This is a genomic window from Deltaproteobacteria bacterium (genome assembly GCA_019308925.1).
Lineage (GTDB): Bacteria > Desulfobacterota > B13-G15 > B13-G15 > RBG-16-54-18 > JAFDHG01.
The window spans coordinates 1-21,388 of sequence record JAFDHG010000022.1 but is presented as its reverse complement, the minus strand read 5'-3'; the positions used below and the strand labels follow the sequence as shown (position 1 = coordinate 21,388).

At 47.6% G+C, this 21,388-nt stretch carries 23 protein-coding genes; 21 read left to right on the top strand and 2 right to left on the bottom strand.

What is annotated here, in order from left to right; all coding sequences use genetic code 11:
- The first annotated feature begins 54 nt into the window (after window positions 1-54).
- The 21 genes from JRI46_05070 to JRI46_04970 all read left to right on the top strand — a co-directional run bounded on the left by JRI46_05070 (window position 55) and on the right by JRI46_04970 (window position 20,008).
- A complete protein-coding gene (locus JRI46_05070; GenBank protein MBW2038957.1) occupies window positions 55-1,080 on the top strand; it encodes a LacI family DNA-binding transcriptional regulator in 1,026 nt (341 codons plus the stop codon).
- A gap of 28 nt (window positions 1,081-1,108) precedes the next feature.
- Window positions 1,109-2,449, top strand: coding sequence for an NADP-dependent malic enzyme (locus JRI46_05065; protein ID MBW2038956.1), 1,341 nt, complete (start codon window positions 1,109-1,111; stop codon window positions 2,447-2,449).
- A gap of 23 nt (window positions 2,450-2,472) precedes the next feature.
- On the top strand, window positions 2,473-3,312 hold the full coding sequence (locus tag JRI46_05060; GenBank protein MBW2038955.1) for a fumarate hydratase: 840 nt from the start codon (window positions 2,473-2,475) through the stop codon (window positions 3,310-3,312).
- 16 nt (window positions 3,313-3,328) lie between these two features.
- A complete protein-coding gene (locus JRI46_05055; GenBank protein ID MBW2038954.1) occupies window positions 3,329-3,883 on the top strand; it encodes a Fe-S-containing hydro-lyase in 555 nt (184 codons plus the stop codon).
- A gap of 15 nt (window positions 3,884-3,898) precedes the next feature.
- The gene (locus JRI46_05050) at window positions 3,899-4,846 is read left to right on the top strand and encodes an NHL repeat-containing protein (protein MBW2038953.1); all 948 of its coding nucleotides are present in this window, start codon (window positions 3,899-3,901) and stop codon (window positions 4,844-4,846) included.
- Window positions 4,847-4,871: 25 nt separating this feature from the next.
- A complete protein-coding gene (locus JRI46_05045; GenBank protein MBW2038952.1) occupies window positions 4,872-5,219 on the top strand; it encodes a hypothetical protein in 348 nt (115 codons plus the stop codon).
- 10 nt (window positions 5,220-5,229) lie between these two features.
- Complete coding sequence (locus tag JRI46_05040) at window positions 5,230-6,900, top strand: hypothetical protein (GenBank protein MBW2038951.1); 1,671 nt, start codon at window positions 5,230-5,232, stop codon at window positions 6,898-6,900.
- Between the two features lie 23 nt (window positions 6,901-6,923).
- A complete protein-coding gene (locus JRI46_05035; GenBank protein ID MBW2038950.1) occupies window positions 6,924-7,076 on the top strand; it encodes a hypothetical protein in 153 nt (50 codons plus the stop codon).
- Between the two features lie 23 nt (window positions 7,077-7,099).
- Window positions 7,100-7,333 (top strand): hypothetical protein, encoded by a 234-nt coding sequence (locus JRI46_05030; protein ID MBW2038949.1) that lies wholly within the window; start codon window positions 7,100-7,102, stop codon window positions 7,331-7,333.
- 57 nt (window positions 7,334-7,390) lie between these two features.
- Window positions 7,391-7,651 carry a hypothetical protein gene (locus tag JRI46_05025; GenBank protein MBW2038948.1) on the top strand — a complete coding sequence of 87 codons (261 nt, stop codon included), beginning with the start codon at window positions 7,391-7,393 and terminating at the stop codon, window positions 7,649-7,651.
- Complete coding sequence (locus tag JRI46_05020) at window positions 7,648-8,625, top strand: 4Fe-4S dicluster domain-containing protein (GenBank protein ID MBW2038947.1); 978 nt, start codon at window positions 7,648-7,650, stop codon at window positions 8,623-8,625. Before JRI46_05025 ends, JRI46_05020 begins: the two co-directional genes overlap by 4 nt.
- A gap of 16 nt (window positions 8,626-8,641) precedes the next feature.
- Window positions 8,642-9,511 carry a hypothetical protein gene (locus JRI46_05015; protein MBW2038946.1) on the top strand — a complete coding sequence of 290 codons (870 nt, stop codon included), beginning with the start codon at window positions 8,642-8,644 and terminating at the stop codon, window positions 9,509-9,511.
- A 23-nt stretch (window positions 9,512-9,534) separates the two neighbouring features.
- The gene (locus JRI46_05010) at window positions 9,535-9,999 is read left to right on the top strand and encodes a 4Fe-4S dicluster domain-containing protein (protein ID MBW2038945.1); all 465 of its coding nucleotides are present in this window, start codon (window positions 9,535-9,537) and stop codon (window positions 9,997-9,999) included.
- 69 nt (window positions 10,000-10,068) lie between these two features.
- Window positions 10,069-10,848, top strand: coding sequence for a 4Fe-4S dicluster domain-containing protein (locus tag JRI46_05005; GenBank protein MBW2038944.1), 780 nt, complete (start codon window positions 10,069-10,071; stop codon window positions 10,846-10,848).
- Between the two features lie 34 nt (window positions 10,849-10,882).
- Entirely contained in the window at window positions 10,883-12,556 is a 1,674-nt protein-coding gene (locus JRI46_05000) for an FAD-binding protein (protein ID MBW2038943.1), read from the top strand.
- Between the two features lie 14 nt (window positions 12,557-12,570).
- Window positions 12,571-13,104: a hypothetical protein gene (locus JRI46_04995; protein ID MBW2038942.1), complete on the top strand. Its 534-nt coding sequence runs from the start codon at window positions 12,571-12,573 to the stop codon at window positions 13,102-13,104.
- Window positions 13,086-13,787: a 4Fe-4S dicluster domain-containing protein gene (locus tag JRI46_04990; GenBank protein MBW2038941.1), complete on the top strand. Its 702-nt coding sequence runs from the start codon at window positions 13,086-13,088 to the stop codon at window positions 13,785-13,787. Before JRI46_04995 ends, JRI46_04990 begins: the two co-directional genes overlap by 19 nt.
- Window positions 13,788-13,822: 35 nt before the next feature.
- Window positions 13,823-14,713, top strand: coding sequence for a polysulfide reductase NrfD (gene nrfD, locus JRI46_04985; protein MBW2038940.1), 891 nt, complete (start codon window positions 13,823-13,825; stop codon window positions 14,711-14,713).
- Between the two features lie 30 nt (window positions 14,714-14,743).
- Complete coding sequence (locus tag JRI46_04980) at window positions 14,744-16,402, top strand: molybdopterin-dependent oxidoreductase (GenBank protein MBW2038939.1); 1,659 nt, start codon at window positions 14,744-14,746, stop codon at window positions 16,400-16,402.
- Window positions 16,403-16,582: 180 nt separating this feature from the next.
- On the top strand, window positions 16,583-17,644 hold the full coding sequence (locus JRI46_04975; GenBank protein ID MBW2038938.1) for a molybdopterin-dependent oxidoreductase: 1,062 nt from the start codon (window positions 16,583-16,585) through the stop codon (window positions 17,642-17,644).
- A gap of 168 nt (window positions 17,645-17,812) precedes the next feature.
- Window positions 17,813-20,008 carry a bifunctional alpha,alpha-trehalose-phosphate synthase (UDP-forming)/trehalose-phosphatase gene (locus JRI46_04970; GenBank protein MBW2038937.1) on the top strand — a complete coding sequence of 732 codons (2,196 nt, stop codon included), beginning with the start codon at window positions 17,813-17,815 and terminating at the stop codon, window positions 20,006-20,008.
- Here the strand turns inward: JRI46_04970 and JRI46_04965 are convergent.
- The gene (locus JRI46_04965; GenBank protein MBW2038936.1) at window positions 19,970-20,131 is read right to left on the bottom strand and encodes a SelB C-terminal domain-containing protein; all 162 of its coding nucleotides are present in this window, start codon (window positions 20,129-20,131) and stop codon (window positions 19,970-19,972) included. The genes JRI46_04970 and JRI46_04965 overlap by 39 nt on opposite strands.
- A gap of 99 nt (window positions 20,132-20,230) precedes the next feature.
- On the bottom strand, window positions 20,231-21,280 hold the full coding sequence (selD, locus tag JRI46_04960) for a selenide, water dikinase SelD (protein MBW2038935.1): 1,050 nt from the start codon (window positions 21,278-21,280) through the stop codon (window positions 20,231-20,233).
- Window positions 21,281-21,388: the final 108 nt, after the last annotated feature.

Genomic DNA, 21,388 nt, shown 5'->3' with positions numbered 1-21,388 from the left:
TTCATTGATTTTTTTAGTTGTTTTTTTTGTTTATTTATGTTAACGTTAACATAAATGGATTACTTGACCATCAAAGACATAGCAAGACTAGCTCACGTATCACATACCACCGTCTCCAGGGTCTTAAACAATAGGCCTGGGGTAAAGAAGATCACGAGGGAGAGGGTCTTGAAGTTGATCAAGGAGTTGGATTATCAACCCAGTTTGGTTGCCCGTAGCATGGTGTTAAAGAAGAGCAAGGTCCTAGGGCTGATCATCACAACTATAAGAAATCCCTTTTATCTTGAGCTGTCCCAGGGGATCGAGGATACCGCCAGGTCCTTTGGTTATAGCGTAATCTTGTGTTGCACCAATTATGATCTCTCCCTGGAGGGGGAACATATCAGGGAGTTGAGGAGAAAGGGGGTGGATGGTATCATCCTCACCTCGGCCCATATAAAGGATGAATATGTGGCCGCCCTGGCCCAGGAAGGGTTTCCCCTCGTGTTGGTAAACAGGAAGGTCTTAGAATCTGACCTCTCTGGCAAAGTGGACTATGTCGGGGTTGATAACATAAAGGGTGGAGAGATGGCCCTGGAACACCTGTTGAAGATGGGGCACAGGAGGATCGGGATCGTCAGGGGGAGTCTAGAGTCTTCTGTCACTATGGAGCGGATGGAGGGGGTACGCAGGGCCTTGGACAAGCATGGCCTCTCCATTGACGATGATCTTATCTTCGGGGGGGACTACCTGAAGGGGTCAGGCTATGAGGCGGCCAAGAGGTTCCTCTCCCTTGCCCACCCACCTACCGCCATCTTCTCCTTCAATGATTATATGGCCTTGGGTGTATATGATGCCCTCTTGGAAAAAGGTGTGAAGGTCCCGGAGGATGTGGCCCTCTTGGGGTTTAATGATATCGAATTCGCCTCCCTGCGGATGGTGGGTTTGAGCACTGTATCTCAGAAAAAGTACAGCCTGGGTTCCATGGCAGTGCGCAGATTGATGCAGAGAATAGAGGGGGATCAGGTAGGTCTGGAGCAGGTCTTGGAGCCTGAACTCATCATCAGGAGTTCGTGTGGCTATAAGGGAGGGGATATATAGAAAACAATTAGGAACCAAGGAGGGAACCATGAAACTTACCAAAGAAGAGCTATTGGCCAAGGCGAAGAAACCGGCCCAGGATGCCATGAGACTCCATCCCTTTTATCAAGGGAAGGTGGAGGTTACCCCTAAATGTGCTATTCGGGACTTTAATGATTTCGCCATTTGGTATACCCCTGGGGTAGCAGAGCCGTGCAGGGACATCAATAAGAATCCTGAGCAGGTTTTCCAACACACCAACAAGGCCAACATGGTGGCTGTGGTCTCCGATGGGACCAGGGTCCTGGGCTTGGGGGATATCGGTCCTGAAGCGGCTCTGCCTGTGATGGAAGGAAAGGCTATTCTATTTAAGTATCTCGGGGGGGTTGATGCCTTCCCTATCTGTCTGGATACCAAGGACCCCGATGAGATCATCAAGACCGTTTTGCTCTTGCAACCGAGCTTTGGCGGTGTAAACCTGGAAGATATCTCCCAGCCGAAATGTTTTTATGTCCTTGATACCCTGCGCAAACAGGCCCGGATACCTATCTGGCACGACGATCAGCAGGGTACCGCAGCGGTCACCTTGGCCGGTCTGATCAATGCACTCAAGATTGTGGGAAAGGCGATGGATCAGGTGAGGATCGTCATGAATGGTGCCGGGGGGGCCAACATCGCTATTACAAGGGTGCTGATCGCCGCTGGGGTGACTCCTGGCAACATCGTCATGGTGGATAGCAAGGGGACATTACATCCAGGTCGCACAGAGCTGAAGGATAAATACAAAGAAAAATGGCATTTCTGCCAGATAACTAATAAAGATGGCTTAGTGGGAACAACACCGGAGGCAATGAAAGGGGCAGATGTCCTCATTTCCCTTTCCCGTTCAGGTCCGGACGTGATCAAGAAGGATTGGATAGCGAGCATGGCAAAAGATTCCATAGTCTTTACCTGCGCAAACCCCATTCCAGAGATCTGGCCTTGGGAGGCCAAGGAGGCAGGGGCGAAGATTGTTGCCACCGGCCGCTCGGATTTTTCCAACCAGGTAAATAACTCCTTGGGCTTTCCGGGGATCTTCCGTGGGACCCTTGATGTTATGGCTACTACCATCACCGATGAGATGTGCATCGCTGCGGCCGAGGAGCTGGCCCGTTGCGCCGAGGACATCGGGATGAGTGAAGAGTACCTCATTCCCACCATGGGTGAGTGGGAGGTCTTCCCCCGCGAGGCGGTGGCTGTAGCGTTGAAGGCCATCGAGCAGGGGGTGGCCAGAGTGAAGCCCTCTCGCGAGGAACTCTTTGAGAATGCCACCCGGATTATAAAGAGGGCGAGGGAAGAGACAAAACTACTCATGAAGGAGGGGCTGATAGCAATGCCCAAAGAGGCATAGGCTGGGGAAAGGAGGTTCAGGGGATGAGAGAGGTATCCGTAGGAGAAATAACCAGGGTCGTGAGAGGCCTCTTTATCGATGCCAACATCAACCTGGGGGACGATGTGTTGGCGGCCTTACATCAGGCCCTGGAGGTGGAAGAATCCCCCATCGGCAAGGAGATCCTCAATGAGTTGATAGAGAACGCCAGGATTGCCAAAGACGAGGGGATAGCAATCTGCCAAGATACCGGGCTGGCAGTGGTCTTTATTGAGCTAGGACAGGATGTACACCTGGTGGGAGGTGATCTCAATGAGGCGATCAATGAGGGTGTAAGGCAGGGTTATCAGGATGGGTACTTGCGCAAATCTGCCTGTCATCCTTTCACCCGTAAGAATACCGGGGACAATACTCCGGCCATCATTCATCTGGAGATGGTCCCTGGGGATAAGATAAAAATTATGGCTGCTCCCAAAGGTGGAGGTAGTGAGAACATGAGCAGGGTTGTGATGCTCACCCCGGCCGTAGGCCTAGAGGGGGTGAAGGAGTATGTGGTTCAGCGGGTAAAGGAGTCAGGTGCAAACCCCTGTCCTCCCATTGTTGTAGGGGTCGGGATCGGCGGGACCTTTGAACAGACGGCCCTCATTGCCAAGAAGGCCCTTTTGCGCCCTGTTGGGAGCAAAAATCCCGATCCTGAGCTCGCCGCGATAGAGGAGGATCTTCTGGGCCGGATCAACGACTTGGGGATCGGCCCCCAAGGGTATGGAGGAAGGACTACTGCCCTGGCAGTGCATGTGAATATGATTCCCTGCCATATTGCCAGCTTGTCGGTAGCGGTCAACATTCAATGTCATGCTGACCGGTATAAAGAAGAGATAATCTAGCTACAGGAGGAATGCGATGGCTGAGGTAAAGAGAATCAACACCCCTTTGACCAATGATGTGGTTGAGGGCCTGCACATAGGGGACAAACTCCTCATTACCGGTATCATCTATACTGGAAGGGATGCTGCCCACAAACGGCTCATCGAGCTCGTAGATAAGGGAGAGGAACTCCCCTTTGATATAAAGGGGCAGATCATCTACTATGTGGGGCCTGCCCCGGCCAAGCCGGGCAACCCCATTGGTTCGGCAGGTCCCACCACGAGTTATCGAATGGACGCCTATTCCCCTAAACTTATTGAGATGGGGCTCAAGGGAATGGTCGGAAAGGGGATGAGGTCGCAGGAGGTCAAGGACGCCATGGTGAAGTACAAGGCGGTGTATCTCGGGGCCACTGGTGGAGCAGGGGCCTTGATCTCTAAAAGCATCAAGAAGGCAGAGATCATTGCCTATGAGGACTTGGGGCCAGAGGCCATCAGGCGCCTGGAGGTAGAGGATTTCCCCGTTATGGTGATTAATGATACCTATGGAAAGGATCTGTATGAAGAGGGCGTCAATAAATACGCTCGTTAATCAGGAAATGGGACAATGGACAACTTCTGGCCCGAAAAGCTAACTAGAAGGGCCTTTATCAAGGGCTTTGGCTATGCCACCCTTTTTACCCTGGCTGGTGGGCCGCTCCGATGGAGAGGAAAGGAGGCCTTTGCCTCTGAATTACGGGTGATCGAGAACGATTTTAAGAATCCCTACGATGTCTCTATCGATTCGGAAGATCATGTCCTTATTACTGACTCATCGAGTTACTGTGTTTTTATTTTCACCATGGAGGGAGAACCGTTAAAACGCTTTGGAGGTCCTGGGAGCCTTTTGGGCAAATTTAACTATCCTCGCGGGGTTGTGGCGGATCGGTCAGGACATATCTATGTGGTAGATAGTAATAATGGGAGGGTACAGGTCTTTGATAAAGGGGGCGAACCCATTGGTTCAATAGGGACGCTCGGGGGAATTGCAGGATCGTTCTTTACTCCCCAGGGGGTTGCCGTTGATACAAAGGGAAGGGTCTATGTAGCTGATACGAGAAATCATAGGATTCAGATCTTTGAAAGGGGACGAGTAAAGGGCATAATCGGAGAATGGGGAGATGAAAAGGCTCAGTTCAGACTGCCAACGGATGTGGCGGTTGCCCCTGATGGAACAATACTCGTTATGGACAGCAAGCATGGTGCAGTAAAGGCCTTCACGTTTGAAGGAGAATTAAAGTATCAGTTCGGAGAGATGGGCTCTGAGAAAGGCCAATTTAATCTTGCCCAAGGAATGACTGTGGATCCGAAGGGATTTGTCTATGTGGCGGATACCGGGAATCACAGGATTCAAAAATTTGATCTGACAGGGCGATTCATCACTGCTGTAGGCACGAAGGGGAATCGATTGGGTGAGTTCAATGCACCCACAGGTGTTGCTATAGATAAGAGGGGGCGTTTGTTCGTTGCCGATACATTGAATCGAAGGATACAGATCTTGGAACCGCTGTCGTAGTGTTTTGAAAGAAAATGGGGCTTACATGGATGCGCAGGCCATTGAATTATTGACATTTTTCTTTCTTGTCGGGTTTTTTGCCTTTTTAGAGATACGTCAGTTGTTTGACAAAAAAAGGGGCATCATCGTCGATTTTGTAGAATCCCCATTACCCCTGGCGGGCATGCTGAGTACTGAAGTCCTGGTACGAATGGAGGATGGGGGCATAGTCAACGCCAATCTCTCCGGATGTACCCAATGTATGGGACGCTTCCAGGTAGGAGATGAGGTCCATCTAATAAGATCAAGGAGTGGCTATTCAGTTAAGATCCCCTTTATATCGAGGAAGAGAGACCACATTTGTGAGCGACAGCATTCCAATAGGACTTTCTGAAAGGTAACGGGTGGAAATTGTAGGATATATTAATCTTGCAATTTTTTTGGTGGCAGTGGTTCTTACCTTGATGGGTAAGATAAGGTTGCCGGTTCAGACGATGCTGATTCTAGTTACCTTGATCTGTGTGGTAATTGGAGCCGTATTCAAAGGATTTTCAGATGGTTTGACAGGGATTTTCCTCCTTCCCAATGAGGTGATCGGGGGGATTATTCTTCATCCTATTACAGCCCTGTTGACGGGTCTGTTCCTGGCGGGAGCGCTGACGGCCTCGGAAGGATTCGAGGCCTTGAAGGTGATTATCGCCAAGCTGAGGAAGACCCCCCTCGGCCTTGTAGGGACACTCGTAATTCTGATTCAATTGCCGGTCATTGCCTCCTTACCCTGTGGCAGAATCATTGCTGCTGCCCTTCTTCCACTCCTGTTCACTTTTGGCCTAGAGGGTGGAATGGGCATTCTTACAAAGGCCCAATTAATTGTCTTCATTGGTGCCTTTACCCGCAATGCTATGGGTTCATGCGGCCCCTCTCCCATCGGGGGGGTTGGGCAGATCGGCGAGGGTTTTCTGGGAAGTTTTTTCCCCACGGCTGCCGACGGTATCCTCAGGGCACCGCAGGCCTTTTCGCTCATGATGGGCACGGCACTGGTGGCCCTCTTTTTAAAGATGGTGAGCATGAAACTGTATCCCGAAGATGTCACCCTGAGAGATCTTCCCCCCGGGCATGAAGCAAAAGAGGAGATCGAAGCGAAGGCACCTCTCAGAGGGTATCTTTCGTTAGCTATATTCGTTATTGCGCTCTTGGTTGGTATCTTTCAGCCCTTAGGTAAGATGCCGGTTCAGACGACCCTCGTTATAGGTGGGATTCTTATTATCATTCTGTGTCGCGTTACCATAACGGATCTGATCGGAGGGATTATCCTTCTGCCTGTTACTGCCATGGCCGCTGGGTTTTTGGCGGCAGGTGCCCTGGCAGCGACTGGGGGGTTCGATGCCCTAGGGAAGATCTTAAGCGCACTGAAGTTTTTGCCCTTTCTTGGCGTGGCAGGTATGTTAGCGATCTTTGTTCAATTTCAGACCATCCTTCCCCTTTCGTGCAGCAGGATATTGACGGCTGCCCTAGTGCCGGTCTTGTATCTCTTCGGCCCTGCCAAATTTAATTTGATCACATGGCCTCAGCTTGCCATCGTGATGGCGGCCTATATGATTAACGCAACCACCTCGTGCGGACCGTCACCCTTGGGAGGTGGCGGCATGATGGGTGAAGGTACCATGAGGGCAGAGACGGGGTATATTCGAGGAGCGTATACCTTCGGGGCAATGGCGATTATGGCTCCTATGGCCGCCATCTATATGAAATTTTTAAATCTTTCTATCTTTTCTCCTGGTTCGACCGAATTTGTGCGCAACATCATCATTATTGGCATATTTGTCCTTATCATAGCAGGAGTTAATGGGTTCCTTATTAAGCTTGGAAGCTACCTGTTTACTGATAAGGCTTCAAGGAATTGGAAGATTCAGTTGTTGGGGTTCCTCGTGTCAGGAGGGATCTATGGAGCCATTCTTTCGTTTGCGCTCTATGAGTTTGATATGATACCCATTTTCCAGGGAATTGTCGGTGGTATGATAGCTGCCCTTCTGATTGGGTACATGGTGCCCAAGGTTCTTTCCCAGAGGCGGTAAGGGAGCGACAAAAAGGAGATCGTATGTTGACGATCATAATTTTTCTTTTCGTGGGGGCAGTTTCAGGGGTTATTATTGCCTTTGCCCTCGATATGAACAGTCGGAAAGAGATCTTTCAGGCAGCGATAGGAGGATTGATTGCAGGGTTCTTGATGGCCCTCATGCTGCCGAGGTGAGGGGTGTAACAAGGAGAAAGTGGATGAAAGCCGACGACAAGGAGCAAAGAAGCAAAAGACATGTCAGGTTTGATGAGGACCAACCGTTAAGTTTGCCCGGAATCCGTCGCTATCAGTTTTTCCCAAACTTACAGGATCGGGCCCTGACAAAAAACCTTAATCGTCTCATTCTACTCGGTATTTCTGGAGCGCTTGTCTTTGATGTAATGAAACCTCTTTTTCACGGGAATCCGGCTACGATTTATTGTTATGAATGAAGGGCCTGCTATGCGACACAGGACAGGTGTCCTGTAGGGATTGCCTTTCAGGCAGAGTTGGTTATTGCAGCAAGGGTAGGGGACTACAGGAGGTTTATCAATAATGGTGGATTGAAGTGTGTGAGGTGCGGAAATTGTCAGAGTTTTTGTGTCCAATATCTTCCCCTTCCAGAGATATTCGGGACTATGCAGATTGATACGATAAAGGCACTGGAGGAGAAAAAGATACCAAAGAAGATCCTTGTCCAGGCAATGGACAAGGGGTTAATAGGAAAGGAGTTTATCGATCGAGTCGTTGCGTATGTGGAGCAATCATGAATAGGGTTTTAAATTCCAGAGGGCTAAGACTGTTTATTTTTGCGGTATTAGTTGCAGCGTTTTTGCCATCGGGAAGATTTATCCTTGCGGCCGCACTCTTTGTCGTGCTGATGGTCCATGTCTATGTAATGTGGCGGCGTGAGCAAAGGCCGTATCTTTATTGGATGATTGGGTTGTTTGTCTTATTTATGATTGGTTATGCCTTTGCAAGGAGCGATGTTCGAAAGGTAAACGAATACCGTGCTACTCATCGACCCATTGGCAATGTTATGAATCGGGTACAAGATGGGGTCTATGAGGGTGAAGGTATGGGCTTTCGTAATAAAATCCGGGTCCAAGTGGAGGTTAAGGATCATACGATTACCGATATCAAACTGAAACGCTTTCAAGATGTGATGTCGGTAAAAGAGAATGTCATCAACGGAGCTCGTGAAGCGATACTAAAAAAGGGGAACGTTGATATCGATTTTGAACTTGGCATGTTTCGAGGGGCTCATCAGGCATACTTCGGCTTTTTATACGCCATTCAGGACGCGCTCATCAAGGGTATACCAGATTATCCCCGCTATAGCTGGTTTTCCATTGGATTTTTTACTATTTTCACTGGAGAGACCCCTAATCGGAAGACTATCAATGCCTTGGCCATCTTATTCGCTATCTTTCTTGTCTTTGACTATATGTTGCAATCGGCCCTTATTAAGGATACGGGGCAGGTCTTAACGTGTTATAACTGCGGTACCTGCGTGGGGACATGCCCGGTAAAGATGGTGGAGGGATACCAGTTTCCCATGGATTTGATACTGTTAACCCGACTCGGCGATTATGAAAAGGTGACGGAGTTGTCGAAGTATTGTATTGGATGCGGCAGATGTGCAGTTAAATGTCCGGTAGGTATCTCGGGTCCCAGTGTTATCTCCGCAGCCTTTAGGGCAAGAAGAGAACTGGAGAGAGTTAAACTGAGAAAGGCTGCCTGATCGGACATAAAGGGATATGGGACGAAGAAAGATTATAACAATAGGGTTGCTAATTGTCCTTTTGGTGGTGGCGTTGCTCTTTGCGGGCGCTGATTATGCGGCTCGCTCAAATACCTGCGGGATATGCCACGTGAAAGAGGCGTCCTATGCAAATTGGCTGATCGCGGAAAAGGCCAAGGAGGGATTTGCCCATGACCAAATTAGCTGTGCCTCCTGTCATATGGGGACAAAGTGGTCAATGCAATTACGGTTTGCAGCCCTTCTGCATGTCGTTCAATATATTGTTCCACAGCTCGATGCCAGGCAACGAGATCTACCGCGCCCTATACTGGAAAATATTGCCATAGAGAACTGTCGCTACTGTCATATGTCTTCTTTTAGACTGGTTGAGGCAAGACAGAAAGATGTGCCGAAAGACCTGAAAGAGATTGGCCTGAAAATGGACCATCTGAAGCACTTCAAGGCAATGCAAGGGGACTGCAAGAAGTGTCACGAGAGGAGAGTGGAGAAGGATGGACAAATGGTTGTGAGTAAAGACATCAACTATGCAGAAATCAACCATATGCGGTGCGATGCCTGCCACAAATATGTGAGCCACGCCTATCGAAGATTTAACCCTCCTTTGCTCTCCAATAGGCCTCATGAGGAAGCGGTAAAACTGGCTTGGGAGAAGATCAAGGAAAATCCACGGTGGAGAATTAACATCCCGAGTTGTGAGAGCTGTAGGAGGTGTCATAACGGCAGGTTTCACTACAAGACAGAGATATTTTGGGCAGATCGATTTAAGGATAAGAACTACGATAACTGCAAAAAGTGTCATCCCTTGATGACCAAAGAATATTTTAGAGAGTTTAAGGCGAGACTAAAAGAAGGGAAGGCCTTTTAACAATGGGAGCAGGGGCAATGCAGATGATAGGGAAAAAAGATAAAAAGGTAAGAAAACAGATCGTGGATACAATTCTGAAGATTAAAGAACCACCTGTTGCCCGGTTTAGGCTCTTATCGGAAGGGATGGAACCCTATCATAGGCTTGACCTGAAACAGGACGAGATAGCTGGGGATAAGGCATGTCTGGGCTGTGGGAACTGTATAGATTCCTGTCCTGTCCTTCGGCGGGAACCAGAAAGGTTGGAGAAGACAGAGCAGAGGACCTCCTTTGCCTTGGAGGCTATTGTGGCAGAGGATTGTGAACAGTGCTATTCCTGTGTGCTGGCCTGTCCTCAGGTGGACACGGAACTGAAAGATTATATTGTGGATGAGGTTATGACTGAGGTGATACCTCCATCGAAAAAGATTACGTTCCTGGACAACTACTTTATGGTAATTGCTGCGTTAGTTTTGGGGATAATCATTGGGGTGTTTCTGGCATGGTAACGTAAAGAAAAAAGAGAAAATATGAGATGATACGGTGGCAAATTTATCTTTTGAGGAGGTTGAAGGATGATGAGTAATGCCCGGAAGAAAAAAGAAGAGCACAGGGATCCAAAAGGCACATCTCAAGAAGAACAACGATTAATACCTATCTATATTATGGGGAAAAGATACATGGTGCCAGATTCACTTACCATACAAAAGGCTATGGAGTATGCGGGTTATCAGCTAGTAAGAGGGTGCGGCTGTAGAGGTGGGATCTGTGGGGCTTGTGGTACTGTGTACCGGTTTCCTGACAGTCCTAAGATCGAAGTGGGACTTGCATGTCAAACTGTGGTTCAGCCAAACATGTATTTGACTCAGATCCCCTTCTTTCCTGCGAACAAGGCAGAATACAACCTGGATGAATTAGAGCCAACAGCGGAACAGGTTATTGAGCTCTATCCTGAAATTCTAAAATGCATGGGCTGTAACACCTGTACCAAATCCTGTCCAATGGATATTGAGGTGATGGAATACATCTCGGCTGCTCTCAGAGGTGATATAGCAGAAGCAGCAGATCTCTCTTTTGATTGTGTCATGTGTGGCTTGTGCACAGCTCGGTGTCCGGCAGAGATTGGCCAATACAACATAGGGATTTTGTGTCGCAGGTTGAAGGGTAAGTATCTAGTTCCAAAGGCCCAGCACCTGCAGGAGGTGCTAAAAAAATTGGAGGCCGGAGACTACGAGGAGGGTCTCGGAGAGTTGATGCAGACAGACAAGGATAGTTTGAAAAAACTGTATGTAGAACGGGAGATTGAGCCGGCAGAGTCTGAAGACGATTGGGAACCCAAGGAGCATAATTATTTGTAATAACTAGATATTATCTTTGATTGGAGGGCACACCATGGGATATACACCAGAATTAAAGGAGTTGATAAAAAGGGTGGAGGCAAGCCGATCAGCCCGGGTGGAGCGTAAGAAAAGGGGGGAGGAGGTTACCGCCATGACGTTGGAGGAACGACAGGAGATACTCCAAAAGTTTCATCCTGATTACAAGCCTGGGGCGAAGACACCGGTGAGGATTGGGCCAAGTAAGGGTTATGCCCTTTCCCCTGAGATCGTTACCCTTCTCGAGTCTTACAGCCGCGTCGATCCCGACAAGATTGATCTCACTGATATAGCCCATGAAACCGATGTCTTGGTGATAGGTGGTGGGGGAGCTGGGACTTCAGCCGCACTGTTGGCACAGGAGCAAGGTGCCAAGGTTATCATTGCGACCAAACTACGTCATGGTGACGCCAATACAATGATGGCAGAAGGTGGTATCCAGGGTGCCACAAAAGGGCATAAAGACTCTCCCTATTACCACTACCTGGATGTAATGGGTGGAGGGCACTTCGTCAATGACCCGGATCTGGTCTATACCTTAGTTACCGAGGCCCCCAAGGTTATCAACTGGTTAGAAGACTTGGGGATGATGTTTTCCAAAGATACGGATGGCAAGCTCATGACCATGCACGGAGGTGGGACCTGTCGCAAAAGAATGCACTATGCAGCGGATATCACCGGCGCGCAGATCATGCGCACCATCAGGGACGAGGCCCGCAATCGTATCGAAGACATCAAGGTTCTGGAATTCTGCCCTGCTGTTGAGTTGATTCTCAATAAAGATGGCCAGTGTGCGGGGGCCATTCTCTATAATCTGGAGACCGAAGAGTATTTTGTCGTCAAGGCCAAGGCTGTAGTGATGGCAACAGGAGGATCAGGCAGGCTCCATATCCAGAACTTTATGACCACAAACCACTATGGTGCAACGGGTGATGGCCTAATAATGGGATATCGACTGGGTATTAAGCTATGTTTTCTCCATACAGTTCAATATCATCCCACCGGGGCCGTCTTCCCCGAACAGGCTGAGGGACTATTGATTACCGAGAAGTTTCGCGGGGCTGGGGCAAATATTTTAAATATCGATGGTGAACAGTTTGTCTATGAAAGAGAACCGCGAGATGTCGAGGCGTCAGCCTTTATACGTGAATGCACTGAACGGGGTAAGGGGGTTCCTACACCGACAGGCAAGGTGGGGGTCTGGCTCGATTCACCGATGATTGACATGCTCAGGGGTAAGGGTACGGTCAGGAAAGAATTCCCTGGGAAGCACATCCTCTTCAGGAGATACGGGATCGACATCTCAAAAGAACCCATGCTCGTATATCCTACCCTTCACTATCAAAATGGAGGTCTTGAATACAAAAAGACAGGAGAGACCGCTGTACCAGGGTTCTTTGTCGCGGGAGAAGTAAGTGGCGGTGTACATGGTGAGAATCGGCTAATGGGGAATTCATTGCTTGATGTCACTGTATTTGGCCGTATTGCCGGCAGGAGTGCCGCCCTCTTTGCTTTACATAAAGCCAAGAATGGGAAGCTCACCTTGGAGCATGTAAGAAAATACGATAAAGAGGTCGAGAAATTGGGTATTGACAAGTCAAAAGTAGCCCCCATGTTACTGCCGGACTACACCAATCCAGAGGTCAGAAAAAAACAGCTAACGACGCAGTATGTAGGAACTATACGGTAGAGAAGGTACTGTTTATGATGATGGAAAAGGGAAAGAACAAACGAGAGACGTTGCTTGCCCTTCACAGTGAGCTGATGAGACGGCCGCGGCTTGGCCGCCGTATGGGCTTCGTATTAATCGGAATTGTCATTGTGGCCCTGCTGGGGACGCTATTTTATCTCTCTCGGATCTATGGAGGTGGGGATGTTGTCTATGATGCCAAAGGATCTCCTGGGCCGGTTGTATTCCATCATCGGACCCACAGGTCTGGGAAAACATTAGAAGGTAAGAAATTCAGATATGAATGTAAGGAGTGCCATGAAAAACTGTATGCGGCAGAGAAGTACGGGACCTTTATTATTAATTTCCTAAAAAGTTCTGACAGAACGGCCCGGACCGGGAGAGATTCTATCGCTATCTTTGTGCCACCTCCAGGAGAACCAGAGGATATTGAATGGCCTACCATTGAGGTGGAACGGGCATGTGTGAGTTGCAGTACCGGAAAGTGCCATAATGGCACTGATAGCTTCAGCAGGTTTGAGTGTCTGAAATGTCACAGAAGAAGGTAGAAGAGAAAAAGAAGGAAAGACTCTGGGGGATGGTGATCGATACTCGGAAGTGTATTGGTTGTCACACCTGCACCGTGGCATGTAAGAGCGAAAATAATGTCCCCCTCGGGTATTGGAGGTCCTGGGTCAAAGGGGTACAGAAAGGGACGTACCCGGAGGTAAGAAATTACTATTTGAGACGGCTGTGCAATCAGTGTGACACTCCTCCCTGTGTAGAGGTCTGCCCGGTCAAGGCGACCGAGAAACGTGATGATGGCATTGTAGTCATACATTACGGAAAGTGCATCGGTTGCGGGATGTGCATCACCGCCTGTCCGTATGACGCGCGATTTTTCAACCCCATTCGAAAGACCGCTGATAAATGCGATTTTTGTCTCGCTCGGATCGATCGAGGATTAGAACCTGCGTGCGTCTCATCGTGTGTGGGAAGGGCGATCACCTTCGGGGACATGAAGGACCCTGATAGCGAGATTTCCAAATTGTTAGCAACTACAAGCACAAGCGTCTTGAAACCCGAATTGGGGACAAAGCCGAAGGTACATTACATCATGCCTGAGGAGACCCTCATGGGGAGGATCAAAATTTCCGACGATTTTAAAGAGTCCGTATTAGATTACGAGAAAAGTATTGTGGGAAAACCTGCGGAATACTGGAAGAAGGAGAAGGCGAAGGGAAAGACATAAGACCTTTTGGTTTTATTGCTACGTTAGAGGGAATCATGGATATTAGCGTACTCTATAATGTTCCTCATGAAGTACCGTGGAAGGTTTACATTCCCCTCTATTTCTACTTTACGGGTTTGAGTGCTGGTTCCTTTATTCTATCGTCCCTTTCCACAGTCTTCGGGATGAAGAAGTATAAGCCACTGGCCTTCCCTTCAGCTATCATCTCATTTGTCCTGCTCTTTGTCGCTCCATTGTGCCTGATCCTCGATCTCAAACAGCCAATGCGCTTCTGGCACACTATGGTCCCATACTACTTTAACCCAACCTCGGTCCTTTCCTATGGTACATGGCTTCTCATTCTGTACCCCCTAGCCGATATGATCTATATCTGGTTCATCTACATCAAGGACGAAAAGATGATGAAGATTATAGGGACGATTACTGTACCGCTTGCCGTTTTTGTCCACGCCTACACTGGATTCGCCTTTGCGCTCGTCAGGGCACGGGCGTGGTGGCATTCTGCACTTATGCCCGGGTATTTTTTGACCTCTGCCATTCTCTCCGGCGTTGCCCTTTTAGTCCTGGTGGCCTTGGTCATGAATCATTTCAAAAAGGAAAAGTTTGATGAGACGATCTTCAGTGACCTCTGTACCATGATGGTTGCTATTATCCTCATTGATCTTTTCTGGGTTATGTGCTTCTGGTTGGTTTTACTCGTTTCCACAGATAATGGATTCTTATCAATTATGGTAGCCTTACATGAGCCCTCATACATATGGGGAGAGTTTGTTATAGGGATGTTTGTGCCCTTGTTTCTCCTTCTGTACCACAGGACCAGAAGGAGTAAGTTCTGGGTTACGGTTAGTTCCATCTTGGTGGTAATTGGTGTTTTCTTAATGAGATACTCCATTGTTTATTTAGGCTTTCATGTCCCATTGAGCTAAAAGATACCACGTACCCATCGAGGAGACTACATGGATATTACAAGAAGAGAGTTCATCAAGACGGTTTCACTCTTAGGTGGGGCAGTTATCATTGGAGGGTGTGAACTTTTCAGTCCGCGAGAAGAGATCCCTCCGTATATCTATGGGGGCGGATTTGCCGACCCTATAGAGACGGTCACTGGAATTGATACCATTTATAGTGTATGTGCCATGTGTGAAGGTAACTGCGGTATCAGGGCCAGGATCAAGGATGGATGGCTTGTTAAGATTGATGGCAACCCCTATCACCCTAATTCAAGAGAACCTCATCTACCTTTTCAAACTGATTCTAAAGAAGCAATCAAAGTTGCAGGTTCTACATGCGTTAAGGGACAGTCTGGAATTCAGACCCTTTACAATCCCTATCGTGTCAAAGAGCCGCTTAAACGGGTGGGTCCCAGGGGTTCGGGTATATGGAAGGCCATTTCGTGGGAGCAGGCCGTTGGTGAGATCGTCAATGGCGGTGATCTCTTTGGTGAGGGTACCTTCGAGGGTTTGCGGCAAATCAGGGACGTACATAGACCTCTCGACAAGAGTAGACCCGAATTTGGGCCTGGAGCGAACCGTCTGATCTTGTTGAGTGGCCGAATTGATCTTGGTGCCAAAACCTTTTTAAATCGGTTCATGAATGCATATGGCTCTGTAAACAGGATTTACGGAGATGAGACGTTATGGGATTCAAGCCGACGAACTGGATTTCAATTAACTTTTGATCAAGACCACGATGACCTTCAACCGGATGTGTTGAATTGTCGTTATCTTATAAGTTTCGGTTCATCCCCTCTGGAATCTGGAAATCCCATGCAGTCGGTTGCCAGGAAATTGATGAAGGCACGGTTCGGCCCCCTTGGCGGCATTGAGTCTATACAAGATAAAGGGTATCGAAAGACATATAAGGGACGGTATGGACAGCTAAAATGGGTAGCAGTAGACCCACGGATGTCGGAGTCTGCCTCCAAGGCACATCAATGGATACCGATCAAGCCGGGAACCTATGCAGCGTTGGCACTAGGAATGATCCGGCGTATCATAGAAAAGGCACAGTACAACAGGGCCTTTCTAGAAAATACCTCAGCCAAAGCAGCACAGAGGGATGGCGAAGAGGTCTGGACAGATGCCGCGTACCTGGTCAGGCTAGACACCATGACCTTTATAAAAGCGGATGAAGCAGGTCTTGCAGGGAAGTCTTCAAAATTTCTGGTATTTGATGGCGAAAGGGTGGTCCCCTTTGATTCTGTAGATCACGGAGTACTTGAAGCAGATGTCCGCCTCAATGGTATTCGATGCAAAAGCGTATTTTCTCTTTTGAAGGAAAGGGCTTACGAGAAGACGCTTGAACAGTACGGGCAGATTTGTGGGGTTGGTCCTGACGACATAAAGAAGATAGCCGATGAATTTGCCGAAAATGGGCGAAGGGCAGTAGCGGAGTTGGGCGAAGGAGGGGCCAGTCACGTTAATGGAACCTACACGGCGAGAACGATCAATATCTTGAATCTCCTAGTGGGGAATGTAAACAGAAAAGGTGGATTGATTGTCGGTGGAAACTGGGAAGTGACCAAAAAGAAGCGGCTCTTATTCGAAATGGAGCATGTAGAGAATGGGCCTCACCTTGCTGGATTACGGATTGATAGGGCTGGTGTGGCTTATTAAGAGAGCCGCGAATACAGGGCTAAAGGGTTTCCTGCCCAGAGACCATGGTTTCCTTTTCTGAAGGCCTTCGGAAACGTACAGGAGATCATTCCAAGCCTTTATCAGGGGTATCCGTACCGTATAGGAGCTCTCATCATCTATCGTTTCGACCCCGTCTATGAGGTTCCTGCAATCAGGGAGTTGGCTGAAGAAACATTGCGGGATAGGAAAAAGGTCCCCCTACTGGTCGTCATTGACACAGAGATCACCGAGAGTGCGAAATTTGCTGATTATATTTTACCTGAGACGACCTATCTCGAGAGATGGGATATCTGTGAAGTAGCATCAGGCATTCCTACTAAGGCCCTCGGGGTACGTCAGCCTGTCGTTGGTTATTTCCACCATAAGACAGGTAGATATATACCAATTTTCCCCAAGACCAAAGTTATGGAGGACATATTCATCCAAATCGCAAAAAAACTGAACCTCCCAGGATTTGGAAAAGACGGATTCGAAAAGGGAAGGCCTCTGGAGAATGCCTGGGAGTATTATCGGCGCTTCATAACGATGTTAACCTCAAGACGTTATGGATTTGGGGTTCCAGTGTTAAACAACGATCATAGACTTCAATTTGTGCTCTCAAGAGGTGGTATTTTTGAACCTTATGAGAAAGCATATCAGCGTAAATATGCTCGATATCGTTACAGAGGGCTTTGTAAAATATATAATGAGGAGTTAGGTAAGAGTAAAGATTCCTTAACCGGGAAGACCTATGATGGATTCCCGAGATATGAGCCCATTGATAGGTTCAAATATGATAAAGATTTTCCTCTAAAGCTTATTTCTTACCGACTGCCCTATCATTCCATGATGCGTACGGCACAGAATCGCTGGATCTTAGAATTACTACCGCAGAACTATGTTATGATAAATCCAAGAGATGCGAAGCGTTATGGTATAAGAACCGGGGATATTGTCAAGGTGCAATCAAGAAATTCAGCAGTTATTGGACAGGCAATGGTCCGCCAAGGAATAATGCCAGGTGTTGTTGGGATTCCCTATGGTTTTGGAAATCGGGAGTGCGGGGCGGGATCTGTAAAAATTGATGGCAAGGCTACCAGCTTTGATCATACCCGCGGGAAGGGGGTTACTATTTTGCCTGTTGCTACCAGAGATCCTGTGACAAAGCTTGGTCCTCTCCAAGATCCCATCGGTGGCAATGTTGCTATCAATGATACTTGGGTAAGGCTTCTCAAGGTTTAATCTCTATTATTTATTGCTTGTCTATAGATTCTTTTTTGCCTACCCTGTCCATCAAACAAACATATTTTGACCTTGCATATAGATCAATTCTACGGTAAAATTTATTGTTAATCTTTCCAAACTATAGAAGACCTCTTTTTTACAAAGGGGGCTAAGGGAAGATGTGATATGAAGAGGTTATTGATTGTCTCAAATAGGTTGTCAATAAGTATTGAGAGAAGGAAAAGGAGGTTGCATTTTCAACCAAGTGTTGGTGGTTTGGCTATCGGTCTGGGGTCTTTCTACAAATCATACAATAGCTTGTGGATTGGATGGCCGGGAATCGCCTTAAACAAAAAAGATGGGGAAGAAAAAAAGGCCCTTGAAGCGAGATTACTCTCTGAATTTAATTGCTATCCGGTCTTTCTCTCGCAAAATGATGTAGATAATTACTATCATGGTTTTTGTAATAGGACCCTCTGGCCCCTCTATCACTATTTTACGCAGTATGTGGTCTATGACGAAACCTTGTATGAGACCTATAAACGCGTAAATAAGTTCTTTTGTGACGCAGTTATGGAGGTTGCCAAGGAGGATGACATTATATGGATCCATGATTATCATCTGATGTTACTTCCAAGACTCATAAGGGAAAAGATGCCTGATGCCACGATAGGCTTCTTCCTCCACATACCCTTTCCTTCCTTTGAAATCTTCCAACTACTTCCATGGCGAAAGGAGATTCTAGAGGGATTATTGGGCGCCGATCTGATAGGTTTCCACACCTATGATTACGCACGGCATTTTCTCAGCAATGTGCGCAACTTGTTAGGGTACGAACACACCCTAGGCCAAATTGCTGGTGAGGATCGCGTAATAAGGGTGGATGTATTCCCCATGGGGATAGATTATGGAGGATATGCAGGGGCTACCGAAAGGCCAGAGGTACAAAAAGATGTGAGTAGACTGCATAAAAAACTTGGTGACTCCAAGTTAATTTTATCAATAGATCGCTTGGACTATACAAAAGGGATTCCTCAACGTCTGGAGGCCTTTAACACCTTCCTGAAAAAAAATCCCCACTATAAGGAGAAGGTAACCCTTATTCTAGTTGCAGTCCCATCGCGCACTCAGGTAGAGCATTACAGGTTCCTAAAAAAACAGGTAGATGAGCTCATCGGCAAGATTGACGGAGAACACGGAACGATAGGCTGGGTTCCTATCTGGTATCTTTATCGCTTCTTACGTTTCCCCACCCTCAATGCCCTATATAGTATTGCCGATGTTGCCTTAGTTACCCCTTTAAGAGATGGCATGAATCTAATAGCGAAAGAGTACCTGGCAAGCAAGACAGATGGGAGGGGGGTTTTAATATTGAGCGAAATGGCCGGTGCATCAAAAGAGCTCGGTGAAGCGCTCATAGTGAATCCTAACAACAAAGAGGAACTGGTGGAGGCGTTGGAAAAGGCGTTGATAATGCCAGAAGATGAACAGATAAAGGGCAATAGGATGATGCAGAAGCGCCTGCAGCGCTATAATGTGAGGCGATGGGCAGAAGACTTTGTGGAAAGATTGCTCTTTATCAAAGCAATTCAAAGGGAGATGTGCGCGAGGGTGCTGACCCCCCAAATGAAACAGAAATTAGTCAGCGATTATCGTAAGGGCGAGCGGCGACTTCTGCTCTTAGATTATGATGGAACCCTTATTTCCTTTTTTGTAAGGCCTGAGGTGGCAAAACCGACCGAACCCCTCCTAAAATTGCTCGAAAAACTCTCCGAAGACCCCAAGAATGAAATGGTAATCATAAGTGGGAGAGACAGAGATACGTTAGAAAAATGGTTTGGTAATATAAATCTATGCCTAGTAGCTGAACACGGTGCATTGATAAAAGAAAAAGGGTGGGAGTTGATAGAACCTCTCACGAATGATTGGAAGGAAGAGATAAGACCAATCCTTGAGCTGTACATGGATAGGACCCCTGGCTCTTTTATAGAGGAGAAAGAATTTTCCCTTGTTTGGCACTATCGAAAGGCAGAATCTGAATTAGATTCAGTAAGGGTAAGGGAGCTAAAGGAGGCGCTTTTTCATCTCACCGCCAATCTCAACCTTGGGGTTTTGGAGGGGAGTAAGGTAATAGAGGTCAAAAACGTCGGGATAAACAAAGGCAGGGCGGCATTGAGATGGCTTTCCAAAGAGAAATGGGATTTCATCCTGACAATAGGTGACGATCTGACAGATGAGGATATTTTTGCAGTTCTCCCGGAATCGGCATATTCTATAAAGGTTGGGTTGGGTCCCTCAAAAGCAAGGTTCAATATAACCTCACAGTATGAGGTTAGAGAGTTGTTAAAAGAACTTATTGGAACAGGATGGACTAATTTTTAACGTGAAACTCATTCGATGATCACCAATTCTTATCGTGAGATTGAGACTATCTAGGTATTCTAGGATAGGTTGGGTTTGCATCCTTCCTATTCCGAGTAGTTCCTTGGCCTCGGCGAGGGTGATCTCAGCACCTTTGCCCCCGAAATCCCGCTCAAAAAAGGCATATGAACCAGGTTATTTGATCCTCAATTTTCCGATGCCGGGAATTGCAATATTCATCATTTATATCACCACGATTTTTCCCTTCGGTTCTGATACTACCTCACCAACGATAGCTGCCTCCCTCACCCCTTCCTGATGGAGCCTTTCAAGTAAGGTATGTGCCATCTGCTCCGGCACGGAGGCAAGTAATCCGCCCGAGGTTTGGGCATCGAACAGGATCAGCAACTTCTCATCAGATATATCGGCGGCACGCTCAATCATAGGAAGGCGGAAATCCCGATTGCGAATCGTGCCTCCAGGGATCAGTCCTATCATAGCATATTCTTCTGTCCCAGGGAGTATAGGGACCTTTGAGGAATAAATAATCATTCCCACATCCTCTCCCTCAATCATCTCGCATGCATGGCCAAGGAGGCCAAAGCCGGTAACATCGGTGCAGGCGTGAACCACCACCTCTGTCATCACCTCTGATGCCTTTTTGTTCAGACTGCTCATGCATTCTATTGATTTAGCCACCGAATCCTCATCTGCTAGCTCTCCCTTTAGGGCGGTGTTTATAATCCCTGTACCCAGAGGTTTGGTAAGAATGAGTTTATCACCAATTCTGGCACCCTTATTGGTCAATACTTTTTCAGGATGGATGGTGCCGGTTACAGAAAGCCCATACTTCAACTCGTCATCTTCCACGCTATGCCCGCCAACAAGGAGCACCTCTGCCTCCCGCATCTTGTCCAACCCACCCTTTAAGATCTCCTGCAATATAGAGATATCCATCTTATTTATAGGAAAACAGACGATATTCATCGCAACGATTGGTTTTCCTCCCATAGCATAGACATCGGATAAAGAATTGGCCGCAGCAACCTGACCAAAGGTATAGGGATCATCAACAATAGGGGTAAAGAAATCCAGGGTCTGGACAATGGCCAAATCCTCTCTCAGTTTATAAACTCCGGCGTCTTCTGCACTCTCTATTCCCACAATCAGGTTTGGATGGGAAATGAGAGGCAAACCACAGAGTGCCTTGTCCAGGTCCCCTGGACCTATCTTGCAGGCTCAGCCTGCACCATGCACTGTTTCAGTCAGGCGTATTTTATCCTTGTCACTCATTTCAATCTTTCCTTTTAACTATTCAGCCACCCCATCCCGACCCGGAACGGGGCGGGCTAAGTCACCAATTTCAATTTTCAATCTTCAATTTTCAATTGTTTGCATCTA